The organism is Microbacterium sp. STN6, assembly GCF_026410545.1.
GTDB lineage: Bacteria > Actinomycetota > Actinomycetes > Actinomycetales > Microbacteriaceae > Root112D2.
Window position 1 is genome coordinate 735087 of the sequence record NZ_JAPMIT010000002.1, and the last position, 16915, is coordinate 752001.

Sequence of the window (16915 nt, forward strand, 5' to 3'; positions counted from 1 at the left end):
ACGGCGACGGCGGCGTCGCCCCGCTGGGTGCGGCCGGCCATCCTCACCGCCATCGGCGTGCTCACCGTGGTCGTGATGGTCTGCGTCGCGACGACGGCCGCGCACGCCGCCCCGACCCCGCCCACCCCGGTGCCGACCCCCACCGCGCCGACCGACTCCGGCGACCTGACCGTGAGCATCAACGGGCCGGACGGCACGCCGTCGTCAGCCGTCGTGACCCTCATCGGCATCACGCTGCTGTCGGTGGCCCCGGCCGCGCTCATGATGATGACCTCGTTCACGAAGATCTTCGTGGTGCTGGCCATGACGCGCAATGCGCTCGGCCTGCAGTCGATTCCGCCCAACCAGGTGCTGGCGGGCCTCGCGCTGTTCCTGTCGCTGTTCATCATGGGCCCGGTGCTCACCGATATCAACACGCACGCGGTACAGCCGTATCTTGCCGGTCACATGACGTTCGACGCGGCGATCCAGGCCGCCTCCGGCCCCCTGCGCGGCTTCATGATCGCGCACACCCGGCAGGAGGACCTCGCGCTCATGACGCGCGCGGCGGGCCTGCCCAACCCCAAGGATCCGGCGAGCGTCGGCATCACCACGCTCATCCCGGCCTTCATGATCTCGGAGCTGCGGGCCGCGTTCATCATCGGCTTCGTCATCTTCGTGCCGTTCCTCATCATCGACCTCGTCGTGTCGGCCGCCCTCATGTCGATGGGCATGATGATGCTGCCGCCCGTCATGATCTCGCTGCCCTTCAAGGTGCTGCTGTTCATCCTCGTCGACGGCTGGGGCATCATCATCACCGCCCTCATCCAGAGCTACGGGAGCGGCTGATGGATACCAACATGGTCATGGACATCGGCATGCAGGGGCTCATCGTGGCCGCGAAGCTCGCCGCGCCCATTCTCATCACGGCGCTCGTCGTCGGCTTCGCCGTGTCGCTCCTGCAGTCGATCACCCAGATCCAGGAGGTGACGCTGTCGTTCGTGCCGAAGGCCGTCGCCGTCGCGGTGGCCCTGCTGATCGCCGGCCACTGGATGATCTCCGAGATCGTCACGTTCACGAACGAGATGTTCGACAAGATCCCGATGCTGCTGGGCGGTGGCTCATGAGCTTCGACATCGACCAGTCGTGGATCGAGGCGGTCATGCTGGCGGCCGTGCGCATGACGGCGTTCGTGGTCATCGCGCCGCCGTTCTCGTACAACGCGTTTCCGGCCCGCGTAAAGGCAATGGTCGCGATCGGGCTCGCCCTCGCGGTCTCGCCGGCGGTCACCCACGACTTCCACGCACCGGATACGGCGGGCTTCCTTCTCGCCCTCGTTCTCGAGGCCGTCACCGGTGCCGCCCTCGGCTTCCTGGTCATGCTGGTGTTCTCGGCCATCCAGTCGGCGGGAACGCTCATCGACCAGTTCGGCGGCTTCCAGCTCGCCCAGGGCTACGACCCGCAGGCCATGGTCAACGGCGCGCAGTTCACCCGGCTGTTCCAGATGACCGCACTTGCGCTGCTCTTCGCTTCCGACGGCTACCAGCTGGTGCTCGGCGGCCTGACCCGCAGCTTCACGGCGTTGCCGCTCGGTGCGGCCATCGACACGGGCCATCTCGCCGAGGCCGCGCTCACCGGGGTCACGCAGATGATGCTCGCCGCCGTGCAGATCGCCGGCCCGCTCATCGTCGTTCTCTTCCTCGCGGATGCCGGGCTCGGCCTCATCACGCGCGTCGCCCCGGCGCTCAACGCGTTCGCCCTCGGCTTCCCGCTGAAGATCCTCCTGACGGTCAGCCTCGCCGGCGTGGTGTTTGTGGCCCTGCCCGGCATCATCGCCGCCCTCACCGGCCAGGCGGTCGGCCTCGTTTCGGGGGTGAACTGATGTCAGACGCGGGCGAACGCACCGAACAGGCGACCGACAAGCGCATGAAGGAGGTGCGCTCCAAGGGCCAGCTCAGCAAGTCCAAGGACCTGACGGCGTGGCTCGGCGTCGGCGCGGCGGCCATCATGATCCCCACCACCATGACGGCAGCAGCGGATGCCGGTGAGCAGCAGTTTGCGGCCGTGCGTTCCGCGATCGCCACCGCCGACACCGGGGTCGCTCTCGCCGCCTTGGGTGACGGACTCGCCTCGGTCATGGCAACCATGACGCCCATGCTTGTCGTCGTGGTCATCGCCGTCGTCGGCGGATCGGTGGTGCAGGGCGGACTGCATGTCAAGAAGTTCAAGCCATCGTTCGAGCACTTCAACCTTGTGAGCGGCCTGAAGCGCACCTTCGGCATGAACGCGCTGTGGGAGGGCGCGAAGGCCCTGCTGAAGACCGTTGTCGTCGGCGCGGTGCTCTACGCGGTGGTCCAGGGACTCATCCCGGTGCTCACCGCCTCGGGCGGCATGTCGGTCTCCGCCGTTCTCGACGAGGCGGGGGAGGGCATTGCGAATATGCTGCGCGTGGCCGTCGCCGCGGGCCTCGTCATTGCCGGCATCGATGTCTTCGTCATCCTGCGTCGCAACCGCAAGAAGACCCGCATGACCAAGCGCGAGGTCAAGGACGAGCATCGCAACTCGGACGGCGACCCGCTCATCAAGTCCCAGCGCCGATCCCGTCAGATGGCCATGAGCCGCAACCGCATGATCGCCGCCATCGCGAGCGCCGACGTCGTGGTGGTCAACCCCACGCACATCGCCGTCGCGCTCGTCTACGAGCCGGGCAAGTCGGCACCCCGCGTCGTCGCCAAGGGGCAGGGAACGATCGCCACGCGCATCCGTGAACAGGCCGAAAGCGACCGTGTTCCCATGGTTCGTGACATTCCGCTGGCACGTGCCCTGCACGCGCAGTGCGAGATCGGCCAGGAGATTCCCGTCGAGCTGTACAACGCGGTCGCCCGCGTGCTGGCGTTCGTCATGGCGCTGCGCACGCGCGGCGCCGCATACGGCACCCACACGATGGCCCCCGCGGCCGCGTGAGAAGAGAGTGAACTGACATGAAGACACGCAATCTGTCGAAGCTGGCGGTGCCCGTCGGCGTCGTCGGCATCATCATGCTGCTGATCATGCCCGTGCCCGCGTGGCTTCTCGACGTGCTCATCATCGTGAACATCCTGTTCGCGCTCGTCATTCTGCTGACGACGATGTTCGTGAAGAAGCCGCTCGACTTCTCGGTATTCCCCTCGTTGCTGCTCGTCGCGACCCTCTTCCGGCTTGGCCTCAACGTGGCCTCCACCCGGCTCGTGCTCGGCGACGGCTACGCGGGCCAGGTGATCGCCTCGTTCGGCCACGTCGCGGTCGGCGGCTCCATGATCATCGGGGCGGTCGTCTTCCTGATCCTCGTCGTCATCCAGTTCGTCGTCGTGACCAAGGGCGCCGAGCGTGTGGCCGAGGTGGGAGCGCGCTTCACGCTCGACGCCATGCCCGGCAAACAGATGGCCATCGACGCCGACCTGAACGCCGGCCTCATCACCGACACGCAGGCGCGCGAACGCCGCGCCGCCGTGGCCGCCGAGGCCGACTTCTACGGGGCCATGGACGGCTCATCCAAGTTCGTCAAGGGCGACGCGATCGCCGGGATCATCATCATCATCATCAACATCGTCGGCGGCATCGCCATCGGCATGCTCCAGCGCGGAATGGATATCGGCGACGCCGTCGGCACCTACACGCTGCTGACCATCGGCGACGGCCTCGTCACCCAGATCCCGGCGCTCTTGATGGCGGTCTCCACGGGCATGATCGTGACCCGCTCGAATGTCGACACCGACATGGGCTCGAGCGCATCCGCTCAGCTGACGCAGTCGCAGACGGCGCTCACCATTGCGGGCTGCGCAGCCATCGTGCTCGCACTGATCCCGGGCATGCCGATGATTCCGTTCATTCTCATCGGAGGCGCGCTGATCCTCGTCGCGCAGCGGCTCAAGGCGAACCGCAAGGCGCAGGAGGCGAGCGAGACGGCGCTGGCGGCGCAGGGTGCGGCGACTCCGGGCTCGGAGACGACGGACGATCTCATCGAGCAGATGCGCGTGCAGGCGCTCGAGATCCAGCTGGCGCCGGACCTGGTCGACCTGGTCACGGGCGCCTCCGACGACCTGCTCGGGCGCGTGCGAGCCCTGCGGCGCAAGATCGCCATGGAACTCGGCATCGTGGTGCCGCCGGTGCGCACGAGAGACAGCGTCGAGCTGCCCGCCGCCACCTACGTCATCCGTATCGCGGGGGTGGAGGCAGGTCGCGGCATTGCGCCGAGTGGCAAGGTGCTCGCGCTCGGCGACAACCTCGATGCGCTGCCGGGATCGGCGGTCGTTGAGCCCGTGTTCGGGCTCAGCGGCAAGTGGGTTCCGAGCGAGCTGCGCCACGGGGCAGAGATGGCCGGCGCCACCGTGATCGACCGCGTGTCGGTGCTCGTCACCCACCTCTCCTCGATCGTCTCGACGAACGCGGCCCGGCTGCTGAGCCGTGAAGACGTGCGCGTGCTCACCGAGGGCGTGAAGCAGGTGAACCCCTCCGCGGTCGACGAGCTCGTTCCGAACGTCATGTCGCTCGCCGAGGTGCAGCGCGTGCTGCAGGGGCTGCTCGCCGAGCAGATCCCCATCAACGACCTCGGGCGCATCTACGAGGCTCTGCTGTTGCGCGCCAAGGTTTCGGCAGACCCGGAAGGGCTCGTCGAGGCGTCCCGGCAGGCGCTCGGGCCCGCGATCTGCGCCCTGTATGCGGAGGATTCTGTGCTGCGCGTGATCATGATCGATCCTCTGCTCGAGCAGAGCCTGCTCGAGGGCCTGCGCCAGGGCGAGAACGGCAGCCAGATCATTCTCAGCCCAGAGCGACTCGACGCCATCGTGGCCTCGCTGCGCGAGTCGGTCGCGCGCACCGAGGCGAGCGGCCTCACGGCCGTTCTCGTATGCGCACCGGCGCTGCGGGCGGCCGTGCACAAGCTCGTGGCCGCCCAGCTCGGCACGCTGCCGGTGCTGTCGTACCAGGAGGTCACGAGCGCGAACGTGAACATCGAGACGGTGGGGGTGGTCCGTGTCGCCGAGATTGCTGCGGCTTGAGGCGCCCTCGCTCATCGAGCTGAGGGAGCGCGTGCTGGCCGAATACGGGCCGCGAGCCCGCGTCGTGCAGGCGGAGAAGGTGACCGTCGGCGGCATCCGCGGGTTCTTCGCCCGGCACCACTATGAGGCCACCGTCGAACTCGACGAGCCGTCGCCGCCTGCCCACGTGCTCTTCGACGTGCCCGCACGCGTCGGACTCGCCGCGCTGCTCGACGAGGCGGATGCGGAAGAGGCCCACTTCACCGGCGCGAACGAGGCGCGCCCGGAGCCGTCGGTGTCGACCCAGGAGCCGAACTTCGCGGCCATCATGGACGACCTCATCTTCAACACCTCCGACGGCCAGGAGCAGGCCGGAGCACCGCAGGCACCGCCTCGCCCCGCCGCTCCAACGCCGGCCGCGCCGCCGCTCGTTCGACCAGGCGATCTCATCGTCGTCGCGGGCATGGCGGACGACGCGGCTCGCATAGCGCACTCCATGTCGAACACGGCGGTGTACGCCGAGGTGTTGCTCTCCGGTGCGCTTTCGAAGGAGACGGATGCGGTCTGCGATCGCCGAACGGCGAACGCAGCCCGAGCGCACGGGGTGCAACTGGAGGCATGCGTCATCGTGGCATACGGGCTCGGAAGCGGGCTCGGGATCTCCCGCTCGGCGATCACCGCGCTCACGCGCATCGGGGCCGACCAGCTGTGGCTCGCGGTCGATGCCGGGCGCAAGAGCGAGGACACCGCACGCTGGGTCACCGCCATCGCCGCAGCCACACCGGTGCATGGCCTCGCCGTGGAGGGAACGGACATGACGGCCAGCCCGGCGAGCGTGAACGACCTGCAGATTCCCATCGGCTGGCTGAACGGCTTGCCGTCACCCACGGCGCGTTTGTGACAGGCGCCTGCGATAGGGTAGCCACGTGCTGGTGCTGACACGCAAGCCGGGGGAGAAGATCCTCATCGGCGACGACATCGTGATCACGCTGCTCGACTCTCGCGGAGACGGTGTGCGCATCGGCATCGACGCTCCGCGAGGCATCACCATTCAGCGCGAAGAGGTCGTTCGGCAGGTCGCCGAGGCGAACATCCAGGCCGCCTCCGCCGACGTCGAGGCCGAGCGCCTGCTCAAGGAGCGCCTCGGCATCGCCACGCCGCCGACCGAGTAGCGCTCCCTCCGGTCGAGTAGCGCGAAGCGCGTATCGAGACCCTCTACCCGACCGCGCTCTTCTCGAGGCGGCGCCATCGGTAGCGAACGCCCGAGCGAGACTCTCGCCACACCCCGTACCCGTCGCCCTCGACCTCACGCCACTCCGGTCCGATCACCGGCGCATGTGTGTCGCCCTCCACCGCGACCTCCACGTCCGTCACCTCGAGCCGATCGGCCAGGCCGATTGCCGCCTCGTACAGCTGCTGCCCGCCGATGACCCATACATCGCCGGGCACGCTCAGGGCGTCGTCGAGGGATGCCGCGCGCTCCGCGCCCGTCGCCGTCCAGTCCCGCTGCCGGGTGAGAACCACGTTCCGTCGGTCGGGAAGCGGGCGAAAGCGCTCCGGCAGTGAATCCCACGTGCGCCGCCCCATGACCACGGTCGAGCGGGCCGGTGCGGGACCCGCGCCTTCTACCGAGCCGGTCGTGAGCGCCGAAAAGTGAGCCATGTCCTCCGGCACGCGCCATGGGATCGCGCCGCCGGCGCCGATGACGCCGGTGGGGGACTGGGCCCAGATGAGACCGATCACGCGCGGGGCCCGGGCCATCCGCTCATCGTGGTCGGCATAGCGCGGCCAGTGCTCACACCGGGACCAGCGCTCACACCGCGACCGGTGCCGAAATGGCGGGGTGGTGTTGGTAGCCCTCGACGACGAAATCGTCGTACTCGTAGTCGAAGAGGCTGGGGCGCCGTGTGCGGATAGTGAGCGTCGGCGGCGCGTACGGCTGCCGGCTCAACTGCTCGGTGACCTGCTCCACGTGGTTGTCGTAGATGTGGCAGTCGCCGCCGGTCCACACGAAGTCACCGGGCTCGAGGCCGACCTGATCGGCGACCATGAGCGTGAGCAGGGCGTAGCTCGCGATGTTGAACGGCACGCCTAGGAACAGGTCGGCGCTGCGCTGGTACAGCTGGCATGACAGCCGGCCGTCGGCGACGTAGAACTGGAACAGGGCGTGGCAGGGGGCAAGTGCCATCTCGGGAATATCAGCAACATTCCATGCCGAGACGAGCATGCGTCGCGAGTCGGGGTTCGAGCGAAGGGTGTCGATCACTGAGGAGATCTGGTCGATGTGCTCACCGTTAGGGGCGGGCCAGGAGCGCCACTGCACCCCGTAAACCGGGCCGAGATCTCCGTTCTCGTCTGCCCATTCGTTCCAGATCTTCACGCCGTGCTCCTGCAGCCAGCGCACGTTGCCGTCCCCACGCAGGAACCACAACAACTCGTATGCCACGGACTTGAAGTGCACCCGCTTGGTCGTGATCAGCGGGAACCCCTCCGCCAGATCGAAGCGAAGCTGGCGGCCGAAGACGCTTCGGGTGCCGGTGCCCGTTCGATCGGTCTTGGGCGTGCCGTTCTCGAGCACGTCGCGCAGCAAGTCCTCATATGGGGTGGCGATCACGCGGCTCTCCGCGCGTGCACCCGCCGTCGTCTCAGTCATCCAGACGATGCTACGACGAACCGTGCGCCGCCGGGCCGAACGGGCCCGTGAGCCGCTAAACTCGTGGCATGCAGACGGATGAGGCGCCGCCCGAAGGCGTCGCCGTACCCGCGGAGGAGTTGCTGCCCGCACGGCGACGCTCGACGTACCGCCCGCCTGCCGACGGCCCGCGCGTGCTGCCCGAGTTTCTGCTCGCGGGCGCGGACGTGGCTGACGAACCGGCGGACGACGCTGCTGACGAACCGGCGGACGACGCTGCTGAACCGGCAGGTGACGCTGCTGCTCCGGTCTCTCCGCTGACCTTGGCGGCTGAACTGGCGCCCGACGTGAGCGACGACGAGCTGGCCCGCGCTCTCGCCGACGAACTCGCACACCGCACGTCCACGCTCGACGCCATCGAGCGCTTCGAGCAGGCCCTCGCAGTGCGCGCCGCAACGGGAGCACTGCCCATCCCGCAACCGCCCGCGGTCGAACGGACAGTTCTCGAACCCGAAGTGCCGGAGCAGCCGGTCCTCGAGCACCCCGTGCCGCAACCGCCCGCGCCCAGAGCGGAGGAGCCGGGTCTCCCTGTCTGGCAGGCCGCGCCTCGACCGTCATTCGACAGCCTCATCACTCAACCCGTCGACACGGTCGATGCGGCTGCGTTCGACGGCACGCCGGGCAACGACCGCGGGGCCGATCAAACTGCCGCACGCGCGCGTCCCCCGGGGGCCGTTGTTGCCTGGTCGATTATTCTCGTCGTGGTCCTGGGCGGCGGCGCAACCGCAGGCTTCTGGCTGCTCGCGCACTGAGCCGGCGCTGCTCGGGCACTGAGCCCGCGGCACTCGGGCACTGAACCAGGGCAATACCCGCAACGCCGGTGATGTGCCCGACCGTGAGGCCCCGGCATCCGTCAGCAAGTAGGCTCGTACGCGTGCAGTACACGCTCTCCGAAGTCCGCGCCGTGATCGAGCGGCTCTGGCCGTTATCCGGTGCAGAGGGGTGGGATGCGCCCGGGCTTCTCTCCGGCGACCCGGCGGCGCGCATCTCCTCGATCCTGCTCGCCGTCGACCCCGTCGCCGATACGGTCGACGAGGCGGTAACGGTCGGCGCAGACCTGCTGCTGGTGCACCACCCGCTGCTGCTTCGCGGGGTCACCTCCGTGGGCGAGGACCGGTACAAGGGCGCGCTGCTTGCGCGCCTCATCCGCTCGGGCTGCGCCCTCATCGCCGCCCACACCAACGCCGACGTCGTCGATGACGGAACAAGCGGCGTGCTCGCTGGCCGCCTCGGCCTCACGGAGACCCGCCCCATCACACCGGGCGGCGCCGAGGGCGAGGGCATCGGCCGCGTCGGTACGCTGCCCGAACCCACCACCCTCGGCCGCCTCGCCCGCACGCTCGCAGAAATCCTGCCGCCCACTGCCTCCGGCGTGCGGGTTGCGGGGGAGTACGACGCCCCCGTGCGCACGGTCGCGCTGTGCGGTGGGGCGGGCGACTCGTTGCTGGGTACGGCGGAGGTGGCGACATCCGATGTCTACATCACCTCGGATCTGCGGCATCACCCGGCCTCCGAGGCCCGCGAGCAGGCGCGCATCGATGGCGGGCCCGCCCTCATCGACGTGTCGCATTGGGCGAGCGAGTGGCTGTGGCTGGAGACCGCGGCCGGCGCTCTTCGGGCGGAACTGCCGGGCGTGACGGTCACAGTGAGTGAGCTGCGCACCGACCCCTGGGACTTCCAGGTCGTACAGTGAGCGCCGACACCATTCTTCGAACCCCCATCCAGGAGCACACGTGAAAGCATCGCCCGCCGATCAGAGTGAACTGCTGCGGCTGCAGGAGATCGACAACGGCCTCGCCCGACTCGATCACGCCGAGGCGAACCTGCCGCAGAACGGCGAGCTGAAGGCGCTCGCCCCGGAGCTGAAGGAGGCTCGGGCGCAGCACGTCGCGCGCACGGGCGAGCTCGAGGATGCCAGGGCCGAGCTCAAGCGGGCGGAATCCGATGTCGAGGTGGTCGAGGCCCGCATCGCTCGTGACACCGCTCGCGTGCAGCAGACGGCCTCGGTCAAGGACATCCAGGGTCTCGAGGCCGAACTCGCGTCGCTGCGCAAGCGACGCGGCGATCTCGAGGAGATCGAGCTGAACGTCATGGAGCGCATCGAGGAGCTGGAGGCGGCGCTCGCTCAGGCCGAGGCGCGTCGCGCCGAGCTGCAGGGCCAGGCCGGCCTGCTCGAGGATGCGCGTCAGACTGAGCTGACAGGCATTGAGGCGAAGCGGCGCGCGTTGGCCGCGGATCGCGTGACAATCGCGAACACCGTGCCGGCAGACCTTCTCGGGCTCTACGAGAAGCAGCGTGCCAGGTACGGCATCGGCGCGGCGCTGCTGCAGCGCGGCGTGTCGCTCGGCAGCAATACGGCACTCAACCCGACGGACCTCGACGCGATTCGCAAGGCCGCGCCCGACGACGTCGTGCTGTGCCCGGAGAGCAGCTGCATCCTCATCCGCGACGAGGAATCTGGGCTCTGAAGCGACCCAAGTAGACTGTGAGGCGCGAATGGGCCGGCAAGACGGTCGCGTCGCCTGTCTCAGCTCTCGCCAGCCGGAACGGGCGCCGAGGAACGTCCGGGCTCCGCAGAGCAGGACGGTGGGTAACACCCACCCGGGGCAACCCGCGAGACAGTGCCACAGAAAGCAGACCGCCTCAGGCGAGACCTTCGGGCCGCGCCTAAAGGTAAGGGTGAAACGGTGGTGTAAGAGACCACCAGCGACCGGGGTGACCCGGTCGGCTCGGCAAACCTCGTCCGGAGCAAGGTCAGACAGGGAACTATGAGGCTGCTCGTCTCGTTTCCGGGTAGACCGCTAGAGGGCTGCGGCAACGTAGTCCCGAGAGAGATGGCCGTCCAGCGCTTTCGAGCGTGAACAGAACCCGGCGTATCAGCCGGCCCATTCGTTACATCATCACGCACTGCCGAACGCACTGCCGAACTCACTGCCGCCGGCTGCACGCTGGCGCGGGGACGTATTCGGCGAGAGGATGGCTTCACAGGCATCAGCAGGCGCCTGCGCCCCTCTCTCAAGGTCGAACGATGGAAGCGTCGCCACCCGAACCCGCGTTGGCATTCCCCAGCATGGAAGCGGCGAGCCTGCGCGCTCAGCTCGACGTGCTCGGAGCGATGGCGATCGATCTCGCCGGCCAATTTTCTCTGGAGCCACTGCTCGAACGCATCCTGCGGCACAGCATGGAGCTTCTCGATTGCGACAGCGGCTCGATCTGCACCGTGGACGAGGCGGCGGGCACCTACCGCAAGGAGATCGACCTCGGAGTCGGCTGCCTCTCGGGGCAGACATTCCCGCTCGACGAGGGTGTGACGGGTGAGGTCGTCTGAGCGCGCAGCGCGGTGGTCTTCGACGACTATTCGCAGGTGCGGGGTGGGCATATACCGGAGGGCGAACGCGAACAGGTGCATTCCGTCATCGGCGTGCCCATTCGGTGGAACGGCAGCATCATCGGCAGTTGCGTCGTCTTCTCCCGGTCGGTGCAGCGCCGGTTTGGGCCGGCCGATACCGCCCTTCTCGAAATGTTCGCCACGCACGCTGCGATCGCAATGACGAACGCACGATTGCACGCCTTGGCCGCGGAGCGATCGGCCGAGGCCGCGATCATGGTCGAGCGTGAGCGCTCGGTGCGAGACGTCCACGATTCCGTGGGCCGCGGCCTTGCCGCGCTTTTGCTTCGCCTGGACCGCGCTGAGGCGGAGCACGAGGCTGGCCGCGACCCTCGAGAGGCGATTTGTCTTGCGAGAGCCGACGCGCGTTCGGCTCTCAGCGAGACGCGCCGCAGCGTCCTCGGCCTCGGCCCGGCCATGCTCGACGGCCGTTCGCTGACAGAGGCAGTCGCTTTGGAGCTCGCGTGGGTCGAGTCGACCTCAGCGGTGAAGACCAGGCTGACCGTACTCGGCGAGCACCAGCAGGTCGAGCCTGAGGCTGCCCGTCAGCTTTTCCGCATCATCCAGGAGGCGCTCGTCAATGTGGTCGAGCACGCGCGAGCCAGCCATCTGCGCGTGGGACTCGTCAGCGGCAATCGCGGCATAACGACCATCATTGAGGATGACGGCCGCGGCTTTGACGTCGCCGAATTGAGAACGCGCGCATCCGACCCCGCCACTCGCCCACTCGGCCTGCAGGGGTTGATCGCTCGCGCTGAGCACCTGGGCGGTGCCGTGCACATCGACTCGACCGTCGGCTGGGGAACCAGGCTCCGAGTCGAACTGCCGTCGGTGCCGGCCGGGCTCGCCCCGCGGGAGCTGCCGCGCTGGAAGGTGCTCGTGGCACACGAGAGCGCCGTCGTTCGCGCGGGCCTGGTTCGCATGCTGGACCTCGCCGAACCCGACGTGCAGGTTGTTGGCGAACTCGGCGATTCGGCGCAGGTCGTCGACGCCTACCAGCTGCTGCGCCCGCATGTCGTGCTAGTGCACCTGGGAATGCCGCACATCGATGGCGTACGCCTGACGTCATTCCTGCGTGCCGCCGATCCCGCCGCAGCGGTCGTGCTCCTCGTCGACTCACCAGCGGACGATCGGGTGCGCCACGCGGCGCAGGGTGGCGCAGTGGGCTTTGTAGGCAGTGATACGGATGCCGCGGGCCTTGCCCGCACCGTCATTGCCGCAGCCCGGGGCGAGTCTGTGATGACGTCGCAGCTGTTCAGCAGCATGAACGCGCTCGATCTCGATGTGCCGTCGGCAGCTGGGTTGACCGCGCGTGAACGGCAGGTTCGCGCGCAGCTCGAGCAGGGGCTGCCGGATAAGGCCATCGCGCTGATTCTCGGAATATCGGTCAAAACCGTCGAGAAGCACGTTGGCTCGATCCTGCGCAAGACAGGAGCGGCCAATCGCACGGCTCTCGCGGTGCTCGCCTCGCTGCACGACTGACGCTCGCCTGACGCTCGATTGACGCTCAACGTGGAGGGAATCCCTACCGAGCGGTGGGGGAAATGCGCATGGTGGTCGCGCCTCGCACCTGCCTAGGCTTGCCTCGGGTCAACAGGGAGGTTGCCGTGCCGGTGGTGTCGCTGAAGGAGATCGTCGATCACGCGTTCGACGAGCGTTACGGTGTTCCCGCGATCAACATCGTGAATGATCTGACCCTCGAGGCCGTTCTCGCCGGTGCGGTTGAGGCGAACTCGCCGCTGATCGTTCAGACATCGGTCAAGACGGTGCGTTCGATCGGCTCCGGTGTGCTCTTCGCCATGTGGCAGGGCATGACCGCGGGCATCACGGTGCCGGTTGCGTTGCATCTCGACCACTGCCCCGACCGTTCCGTGATCACCGAATGCCTCGAGCGGGGCTGGAACTCGGTGCTCTTCGATGCCTCGACACTCGACGTCGCAGAGAATCAGCGCCAGACCGTGGAGGTCGTCGCCGAGGCACGCCGATACGGTGCCCATGTGGAGGGCGAGATTGAGGCGATCCGTGGGGTGGAAGACGGCATCGGTTCCGACACGGCTTCGGTGCGGGCGAGCCTGGACACCGCGGTCTCGTTCATTCGCGAGACCGGCGTGGACGTCTTCGCCCCCTCCATCGGCAACGCCCACGGCGTGTACTCGAGCACCCCCGACCTCGACTTCCAGAGGGTCACCGACATCGTTCAGGCCACCCGTACTCCCATCGCGTTGCACGGCGGCAGCGGAATGACCGATGCCCAGTTCGCCGACCTGATTGCGCGCGGCTGCGCCAAGGTCAACATCTCCACTGCCCTCAAGATTGAGTTCATGCGGTCAAGCCTCAGCTACCTCACGGGGGCTGAGGAGCGAGACCATTGGGATCCGCCCTCGCTCTTCGCCGAGGTGCGCGAGCACATCATCGGCCTCACGACGGGGCTCGCCCGCACCTTCGGCAGCGCTGGCAAAGCGTGGTGACCGTGCCGCACCTCATCTTCGACTGCGACGGAGTGCTCGCCGACACTGAACGAGGCGGGCATCTGCCGGCCTTCAACCAGACCTTCGCCGAATACAACGTGCCAGTGCAGTGGAGCGATGCTGACTATGCGCAGAAGGTGCTCATCGGTGGGGGCAAGGAGCGCATGGCGAGCGTGCTGACTGCGGCCTTCGCCGCAGAGCACGGGCTACCGGCTGACACGGAGGCGCGGCGCGCGTTCGTCGCAGAGATGCACCGCCGGAAGACCGCGATCTACACCGAGATGGTGAACGCGGGAGCGCTGCCGCCGCGCCCCGGCATCGCCCGCCTCGCCGGGGAGGCTCACGCAGCGGGATGGGGGCTGGCCGTCGCCTCGACATCGGCGCCTCCGTCGGTGCGCGCCGTGCTGCAGCACGCCGTCGGTGACGCTCTGGCGGCGCATTTTGACGTGTTCGCGGGCGACATCGTTGAGCACAAGAAGCCGGCGCCGGACATCTACGAACTGGCGCTGACCCGCCTTGGCATCAGCCCGGAAGACGGCGTCGTCATTGAGGACAGTGGCATTGGCGTGCGGGCAGCCATCGGGGCGGGCCTCCGCACGGTGGTGACCGCGAGTGCCTACACCGGCGGCGACGACTTTTCCGGGGCCTCGCTCGTCCTCAGTTCGCTCGGGGACGATGGCGAGCCGGCCACCGTGATCGAAGACCCGCTTGGCGTGCATCCCGCCGCGATCGTCGGGCTCGATGACCTGCGAGCCGTGCTTGAACGGCCCCGTCCTTTCAGCACTACCGAGGAGAACCGATGACGACCCCCAGCTTCGCCGCAGTCGAATTCGTCGTCAGAACGATCGCGCAAACTGCCGTAGACAACGAGAAGGCGTTCGGCGAATTGGACTCCGTCGTCGGTGACGGGGACTTCGGGTTCTCGCTTGCCCGCGGGTTCGAGATCGTCCTCGCCGACTGGGAGAGCTACGACCGCAGTGACATCGGCACGTTCCTGCAGAAGATCGCCGTCGTGATCACCGGCCGCATCGGCGGCACGTCCGGGCCGATCTGGGGAACCGCGTTCTTGCGCGCGGCCGCTATCGCCAAGGGGCACGATACGGTCTCGGGCAGCGATGTCGTGCGGATGCTGCGCAGCGCCATCGAGGGAATCAAGGCACGGGGAAACGCAGAGCTCGGTGACAAGACCCTGCTCGACGCGCTGGCCCCGATGGCCGACGCCGTCGAGGCGGCGCTCGCGCGAGGGGACGATACAAACGCGATCATCGCCGCTGCCGCCGTGAGCGCGCGAAGCGCGGCCGATGCCACCGTCTCGATGCAGGCGCGTCGAGGCCGCGCCGCGTACACGGGAGAGCGCAGCATCGGCTCACCGGACCCGGGCGCCGTCGCGGTCGCGGTGATCCTGGAACGTCTCGCCGAGGGCTGGGGGAGTCGCTCTGCGACGACCTGACGGGGGAAGCCCGTCGGGACCGCTTGACACGCATCCGTGCGTCGAATTCGAGGAGAGCAAGAGACATGAAGAAGTTCGTCAACGACCCGCTGAACTACGTTCCGGAGATGCTCAAGGGCATCGCCCTGGCCAACCCGGACACGCTCCGATACGTGCCCGAGTACAACCTGATCATGCGGGCGGACGCGCCGCACGACGACAAAGTGTCGATCATCCAGGGTTCGGGCTCCGGCCACGAGCCCGCTCACGTGCTCACGGTGGGCAAGGGAATGCTCGACGGAGCATGCCCGGGTGACGTCTTCGCGGCGCCGCCCATGGATTACGTCTATGAGACCACCAAGCTGCTTGCCTCGCCGAAAGGCGTGCTTCTGCTGGTCAACAACTACACGGGCGACCGTATGGCCTTCGATATGGCGCAGGAGATGAGCCTGGCGGATGGCGTGAAGGTCAAGACGCTCTTCATCGACGACGACGTCTCTGTGAAGGACTCGACGTACACGGTCGGGCGACGCGGCGTCGCCGGCAACTTCTTCGTCATGAAGGCCGTCGGCGCGGCGTCCGAGGCCGGGGCGGAGCTCGACGAGATCGTGCGCATCGGCGAGAAGGTCAACTCCGTCACCCGCACCATGGGACTTGCCCTCAGCGCCTGCACGCCGCCGGCGAAGGGCGCTCCGCTGTTCGAACTCGGCGACGACGAAATAGAGATCGGCGTCGGCATCCACGGCGAGCCAGGGCGCCGCCGCGCCACGATCGCCCCGGCGAACGATCTACTCGATGAGTTGCTCGAGCCGGTGGTCGCGGATCTGCCATTCGAAAACGGAGACCGGGTGGCGCTCATGATCAATGGACTTGGCGGTACTCCGATCAGTGAGCTGTACATTCTGTACGGCCGCGCACACGAGCAGCTCGCCGCGAAGGGCATCACCGTCGCACGCAGTTACGTCGGCGAATACTGCACATCGCTCGACATGGCCGGAGCATCACTCACGCTCGTGCGTCTCGACGACGAAATAGAAGACCTCCTGGCCGCACCTGCGGAGATCGGGGCGCGCATCTTCTGATCTGAAGCGCCGAGCCGATGTAAAGCACCGAGCCGATGTAAAGCGCCGAGCCGATGTAACGCATCAGAGCGGATGGCCCCCGCGCCCGCGTACCGGCGCGTCGTTTGCGGCAAGCGCGGCCGCCCCGAGAATCCCCGCGTTGTTGCGCAGCACCGCGGGCAGAATCGGGGTCTTCAGGCTCAGCAGCGGCAGGAACTGGTCGGAGTGCTTCGAGACGCCGCCGCCCACGATGAAGAGGTCGGGTGAGAGCAGCTTCTCGAGAGCGGTGTAGTACTTCTGCAGGCGCTTGGCCCACTTCGACCAGCTGAGGTCGTCGCGCTCCTTCGCCGAGTACGCCGCCTTGCGCTCAGCGTCGTGGCCGTCGAGCTCGATGTGGCCGAACTCCGTGTTCGGCACCAGCACACCGTTGTAGAGCAGCGCGGTTCCGATGCCCGTGCCGAGAGTCGTCACCATGACGACGCCCGGCTGGTTGGACGCGGCGCCGAATCGTGACTCGGCGTAACCGGCAGCATCCGCATCGTTGACAAACTGGATGTCGACGCCGAGCGCCTTCTCGAAGAGCTTCTCGGCCTCCAGCCCGATCCAGGCGTCGGACACGTTCGCGGCCGACATGGTGCGCCCGTTCCGCACGACGGCAGGAAAGCAGATGCCGACCGGCACATTGGTGGCGATGTCTGAGAGCGTCGCGAGAATCTGGCTCGTCACCTCGACGATGTCGTCCGGCTCGCCGTGCTCGGGAGTCGCGAGCTTGACGCGCTCACTCACCAACTCGCCGGTGGCGAGGTCGACCACGGCCCCCTTGATGCCCGTTCCGCCGATGTCGATTCCGATGGCCGTCGTTCCAGGGGTCATAGCTCCCCAA

19 protein-coding genes and 1 other RNA gene are annotated in these 16915 nt (G+C 67.7%); 17 read left to right on the forward strand and 3 right to left on the reverse strand.

The genetic code is table 11. From position 1 onward, the window contains the following. Positions 1-75: 75 nt before the first annotated feature. Genes fliP through OSC27_RS08930 form a run of 7 tightly spaced genes read left to right on the forward strand, consistent with a single transcriptional unit; the run spans position 76 to position 6166 of the window. Complete coding sequence (gene fliP / locus OSC27_RS08900; protein ID WP_267181175.1) at positions 76-828, forward strand: flagellar type III secretion system pore protein FliP; 753 nt, start codon at positions 76-78, stop codon at positions 826-828. Continuing rightward, the gene (gene fliQ, locus OSC27_RS08905) at positions 828-1106 is read left to right on the forward strand and encodes a flagellar biosynthesis protein FliQ (protein ID WP_267181080.1); all 279 of its coding nucleotides are present in this window, start codon (positions 828-830) and stop codon (positions 1104-1106) included. Before fliP ends, fliQ begins: the two co-directional genes overlap by 1 nt. Next, positions 1103-1861 (forward strand): flagellar biosynthetic protein FliR, encoded by a 759-nt coding sequence (locus OSC27_RS08910; protein WP_267181081.1) that lies wholly within the window; start codon positions 1103-1105, stop codon positions 1859-1861. The genes fliQ and OSC27_RS08910 overlap by 4 nt, the downstream gene beginning before the upstream one ends. Continuing rightward, positions 1861-2943 (forward strand): EscU/YscU/HrcU family type III secretion system export apparatus switch protein, encoded by a 1083-nt coding sequence (locus OSC27_RS08915; RefSeq protein WP_267181082.1) that lies wholly within the window; start codon positions 1861-1863, stop codon positions 2941-2943. The genes OSC27_RS08910 and OSC27_RS08915 overlap by 1 nt, the downstream gene beginning before the upstream one ends. 17 nt (positions 2944-2960) lie before the next feature. Further along, positions 2961-5015: a flagellar biosynthesis protein FlhA gene (locus OSC27_RS08920; protein ID WP_267181083.1), complete on the forward strand. Its 2055-nt coding sequence runs from the start codon at positions 2961-2963 to the stop codon at positions 5013-5015. Beyond that, positions 4990-5895, forward strand: coding sequence for a hypothetical protein (locus tag OSC27_RS08925; RefSeq protein WP_267181084.1), 906 nt, complete (start codon positions 4990-4992; stop codon positions 5893-5895). Before OSC27_RS08920 ends, OSC27_RS08925 begins: the two co-directional genes overlap by 26 nt. Before the next feature lie 25 nt (positions 5896-5920). Further along, positions 5921-6166, forward strand: coding sequence for a carbon storage regulator (locus OSC27_RS08930; RefSeq protein ID WP_267181085.1), 246 nt, complete (start codon positions 5921-5923; stop codon positions 6164-6166). A gap of 43 nt (positions 6167-6209) precedes the next feature. On the opposite strand, the gene OSC27_RS08935 is transcribed toward OSC27_RS08930, so the two are convergent. Both OSC27_RS08935 and OSC27_RS08940 read right to left on the reverse strand, forming a co-directional pair. Next, complete coding sequence (locus OSC27_RS08935) at positions 6210-6755, reverse strand: dihydrofolate reductase (RefSeq protein WP_323374009.1); 546 nt, start codon at positions 6753-6755, stop codon at positions 6210-6212. Positions 6756-6807: 52 nt separating this feature from the next. Beyond that, positions 6808-7647 carry a thymidylate synthase gene (locus OSC27_RS08940; protein WP_267181086.1) on the reverse strand — a complete coding sequence of 280 codons (840 nt, stop codon included), beginning with the start codon at positions 7645-7647 and terminating at the stop codon, positions 6808-6810. Positions 7648-7715: 68 nt separating this feature from the next. Here OSC27_RS08940 and OSC27_RS08945 point away from each other — a divergent pair, with 68 nt between their 5' ends. The 10 genes from OSC27_RS08945 (at position 7716) to dhaK (ending at position 16053) form a co-directional block, all read left to right on the forward strand. Then, positions 7716-8438 carry a hypothetical protein gene (locus OSC27_RS08945; RefSeq protein WP_267181087.1) on the forward strand — a complete coding sequence of 241 codons (723 nt, stop codon included), beginning with the start codon at positions 7716-7718 and terminating at the stop codon, positions 8436-8438. Positions 8439-8509: 71 nt separating this feature from the next. After that, positions 8510-9379: a Nif3-like dinuclear metal center hexameric protein gene (locus tag OSC27_RS08950; protein WP_416348840.1), complete on the forward strand. Its 870-nt coding sequence runs from the start codon at positions 8510-8512 to the stop codon at positions 9377-9379. A gap of 40 nt (positions 9380-9419) precedes the next feature. Further along, entirely contained in the window at positions 9420-10154 is a 735-nt protein-coding gene (locus OSC27_RS08955; protein ID WP_267181089.1) for a zinc ribbon domain-containing protein, read from the forward strand. Positions 10155-10183: 29 nt separating this feature from the next. Next, positions 10184-10578: RNase P RNA component class A (rnpB, locus tag OSC27_RS08960), an RNA gene on the forward strand. Between the two features lie 178 nt (positions 10579-10756). After that, positions 10757-11014, forward strand: a complete 258-nt coding sequence (locus OSC27_RS08965) for a hypothetical protein (RefSeq protein WP_267181090.1) — start codon at positions 10757-10759, stop codon at positions 11012-11014. Positions 11015-11026: 12 nt separating this feature from the next. Then, positions 11027-12556, forward strand: coding sequence for a LuxR C-terminal-related transcriptional regulator (locus tag OSC27_RS08970; RefSeq protein ID WP_267181091.1), 1530 nt, complete (start codon positions 11027-11029; stop codon positions 12554-12556). Between the two features lie 125 nt (positions 12557-12681). Next, entirely contained in the window at positions 12682-13542 is an 861-nt protein-coding gene (locus tag OSC27_RS08975; RefSeq protein WP_267181092.1) for a class II fructose-bisphosphate aldolase, read from the forward strand. A 2-nt stretch (positions 13543-13544) separates the two neighbouring features. Next, positions 13545-14345 (forward strand): HAD-IA family hydrolase, encoded by an 801-nt coding sequence (locus tag OSC27_RS08980; protein WP_267181093.1) that lies wholly within the window; start codon positions 13545-13547, stop codon positions 14343-14345. Beyond that, a complete protein-coding gene (dhaL, locus tag OSC27_RS08985; RefSeq protein ID WP_267181094.1) occupies positions 14342-14992 on the forward strand; it encodes a dihydroxyacetone kinase subunit DhaL in 651 nt (216 codons plus the stop codon). The genes OSC27_RS08980 and dhaL overlap by 4 nt, the downstream gene beginning before the upstream one ends. A gap of 65 nt (positions 14993-15057) precedes the next feature. After that, a complete protein-coding gene (dhaK, locus tag OSC27_RS08990; RefSeq protein WP_267181095.1) occupies positions 15058-16053 on the forward strand; it encodes a dihydroxyacetone kinase subunit DhaK in 996 nt (331 codons plus the stop codon). Between the two features lie 63 nt (positions 16054-16116). On the opposite strand, the gene ppgK is transcribed toward dhaK, so the two are convergent. Then, positions 16117-16905: a polyphosphate--glucose phosphotransferase gene (gene ppgK, locus OSC27_RS08995; RefSeq protein ID WP_267181096.1), complete on the reverse strand. Its 789-nt coding sequence runs from the start codon at positions 16903-16905 to the stop codon at positions 16117-16119. Positions 16906-16915 lie beyond the last annotated feature (10 nt).

Coding starts and splice junctions, on each gene's coding strand:
- dhaK (WP_267181095.1), top strand. CDS start 15,058: ATGAAGAAGTTCGTCAACGACCCGCTGAACTACGTTCCGGAGATGCTC.
- OSC27_RS08940 (WP_267181086.1), bottom strand. CDS start 7,647: ATGACTGAGACGACGGCGGGTGCACGCGCGGAGAGCCGCGTGATCGCC.
- dhaL (WP_267181094.1), top strand. CDS start 14,342: ATGACGACCCCCAGCTTCGCCGCAGTCGAATTCGTCGTCAGAACGATC.
- fliQ (WP_267181080.1), top strand. CDS start 828: ATGGATACCAACATGGTCATGGACATCGGCATGCAGGGGCTCATCGTG.
- OSC27_RS08920 (WP_267181083.1), top strand. CDS start 2,961: ATGAAGACACGCAATCTGTCGAAGCTGGCGGTGCCCGTCGGCGTCGTC.
- OSC27_RS08945 (WP_267181087.1), top strand. CDS start 7,716: ATGCAGACGGATGAGGCGCCGCCCGAAGGCGTCGCCGTACCCGCGGAG.
- ppgK (WP_267181096.1), bottom strand. CDS start 16,905: ATGACCCCTGGAACGACGGCCATCGGAATCGACATCGGCGGAACGGGC.
- OSC27_RS08910 (WP_267181081.1), top strand. CDS start 1,103: ATGAGCTTCGACATCGACCAGTCGTGGATCGAGGCGGTCATGCTGGCG.
- OSC27_RS08950 (WP_416348840.1), top strand. CDS start 8,510: ATGTGCCCGACCGTGAGGCCCCGGCATCCGTCAGCAAGTAGGCTCGTA.
- OSC27_RS08915 (WP_267181082.1), top strand. CDS start 1,861: ATGTCAGACGCGGGCGAACGCACCGAACAGGCGACCGACAAGCGCATG.
- fliP (WP_267181175.1), top strand. CDS start 76: ATGGTCTGCGTCGCGACGACGGCCGCGCACGCCGCCCCGACCCCGCCC.
- OSC27_RS08935 (WP_323374009.1), bottom strand. CDS start 6,755: ATGGCCCGGGCCCCGCGCGTGATCGGTCTCATCTGGGCCCAGTCCCCC.
- OSC27_RS08965 (WP_267181090.1), top strand. CDS start 10,757: ATGGAAGCGGCGAGCCTGCGCGCTCAGCTCGACGTGCTCGGAGCGATG.